At 65.0% G+C, this 2,314-nt stretch carries 2 protein-coding genes; both read right to left on the bottom strand.

Features of this window, described 5'->3' with window-relative positions:
* Positions 1 to 2 precede the first annotated feature (2 nt).
* Positions 3 to 1,247 (bottom strand): amidase, encoded by a 1,245-nt coding sequence (locus ACIPY3_RS23140; RefSeq protein WP_400337897.1) that lies wholly within the window; start codon positions 1,245 to 1,247, stop codon positions 3 to 5.
* A gap of 146 nt (positions 1,248 to 1,393) precedes the next feature.
* Positions 1,394 to 2,314: polysaccharide deacetylase family protein (locus ACIPY3_RS23135; RefSeq protein ID WP_400337894.1), on the bottom strand; the 921-nt coding region annotated here is incomplete at its 5' end.

The following is a 2,314-nucleotide window of genomic DNA, read 5'->3' as shown; positions in this document are numbered from 1 at the left end:
GTTTAGGTGGTGGCGGGGGCGCGGTCGTGGGTGGTGTGGTTGATGGCGCCGGCGAGGGTGCTGAGGGTGGTGGTGAGGTTCAGGAGGGTCTCGTCGGCGCCTGGCCAGCCGATGAGTGAGATCCCGACGGGGGCGCCGTTGAGGGTGGCGATGGGCAGGGTGATTTGGGGTTGGCCGGAGATGCTGGTCATGCAGGACAGGCGCATGCCGTTGACGCGGTAGGTTTCCAGTCCTTCGGGGGCTTCGTCCAGGAGTGGTGCGATGACCGCTGTGGTGGGCACGATCAGGACTGTTCCGGTGGGGGTGAGTTCTTCCATCCGGGCGGTGGCTTGGGTGAGGATGGTGCGTGCCTGGGTGGCTTCGGCGTCGGTGACGGTTGAGGCGATGGCCATGCGTTCTTTGATGCCGGGGCCAAGCTCTGGTGTGTGGGTTTGGAGGAAGGGACCGAAGGTTTGCCAGACTTCGCGGGCCTGGACGATGCGCATGGCTTCGCGCCAGGTGTCCAGGCCGCCGGGGCTGGTGGCGGTGTCACGGTCGATGGTGAGGTGGCCGGTGAGGGCTTCGGCGAATTCTTCGACGATGCGGGCGATGTCGGGGTCGGCGCATTCGAGGGCGTCTTCGAGGATGACGGCTTTCGTGACGGGTGCGGGGACGGATTGACCGGTGAGCAGGACTTTGCCGACGCGGCGGAACACCCCTGGGGTGGCGGCGAACCATCCGCCGGCGTCGAAGGTGGGGGCCATTTGCATGGAACCGGTGAAGTCGAACCGGCCGCGGGTGACGCGGATTCCGTAGACTCCGCAGAGCGCGGCCGGGACGCGCACGGACCCGCCGGTGTCCGAGCCGATGGCGAAGTCACAGGCCCCGGACGCGGCTGCGGAGGCCGAGCCGCTGGAGGACCCGCCGGGGATCCGGCCCGGGGCGCGGACGTTGACCGGTGTTCCGTAGTGGGCGTTGGCCCCGACGGTGGAGTAGAAGAACTCATCGCACACGGTCGTGCCGGTCACGGTTGCTCCGGCGTTCAGGACGCGTTGGACCGCGCCGGAGTGTTCGGTGGCTGGCTCGTGGGCTGCCCGCCAGGCGGGGCTGCCGCCGCTGGCCGAGGAGCCTTTGATGTCGAACATGTCTTTCACTGCCACGGTCAATCCCTCAAGGGGGCCGGACTCCGCACCAATGATGGGTTGTTGCACGGTGTGCGGCACGAAGGCCGAGTGGATGAGCTGATCGTTCACGTCTGGTCTTTTCATTTCTCGATGCAGGCCCAGCGGCTCACTGGCCCTGCGGCTGGTCAAGTACGACGCCGGCGGCGAACACGGCCATCCGGCGGGTCCCGCCAAAAAGGGCGGGTGTGGGTGCCTGGCCCTTGGCGGGCCGGGCCAGGCACCCGGGTCGGTCAGGACGCGGCGGAGACTCCGGTCAGGGTGTTCTGCCCGGTTTTCTGGGTGTTGTACCAGTCCAGGATCTGCTCGCCGTTCCAGCACACAACTCCCGGGCGGGAGAGCAGGTCACGCCACATGCGTTCCACGTCCCCGGCCCGGTGCGCCGCACCGGAAAGGTAGGGGTGGTGGGCGATCGAGAGGATCTTGGGCCGCTGGGCGGATTCCTCGTACAGGCAATCGAAAGCCTTCAGCGCCCGCTTGGGGAACTCCTCGGAATCGTGGTTCTGCAGATGCATCATCGCGATGTCATGCAGCTCAAAGTTATACGGCAACGCCACGATCGGCTTGGTGGACGTGCGCAGGGTCACCGGCTCATCATCAACAGCCCAGTCACCGATGTACTCGATACCTTCTTCGGCCAGGTAATCAATCGTGTCGAACGTCTGCGTCAAGCCCGGACCGAACCAGCCACGAGGCCGCTTGCCCGAGAAAGCGGTGATCTTCTCCATCGTGCGGTGGATCGTCTCGGCCTCGTTCTCCACCTTGTGCATCGGCCGCTGGTCATAGCTATGGGCATTCAGCTCCCACCCGCTCTCCAAACAAGCCTCCACCGCTGACGGGTACGTATCACACACCTGAGCGTTCAACGTCACCGTCGGATTCACCCCGTACTCCTGGAAAATACGCTGCAAACGCCAGAAACCCTGACGCATCCCATACTCATGCCAGCTCCAGTTCGGATGATCCGGCTGCTGCGGCTGACCCTGCGGCGGAGAAATCACCATCCGCGCCATCGGACGCGAAATATCCCAATGCTCCAACGCCAACACCGGCCACACCACCAAACGCGCATCCCCCGGCAACGCCAACGGCTCACGCTCCCGCGGAGTCACAAAATCCAAACGATCAGTAGGCAACATCATGAAACTCTCTCC

The organism is Paenarthrobacter sp. NPDC089714, from assembly GCF_044748905.1.
Taxonomy (GTDB): Bacteria; Actinomycetota; Actinomycetes; order Actinomycetales; family Micrococcaceae; genus Arthrobacter.
Note: the sequence above shows the minus strand (reverse complement) of the source record. Positions and strands in the feature narration are given on the sequence as shown.

Excerpts from the sequence above, each read along its gene's own strand:
- ACIPY3_RS23140 (WP_400337897.1), bottom strand. The coding sequence starts at position 1,247 with ATGAAAAGACCAGACGTGAACGATCAGCTCATCCACTCGGCCTTCGTG.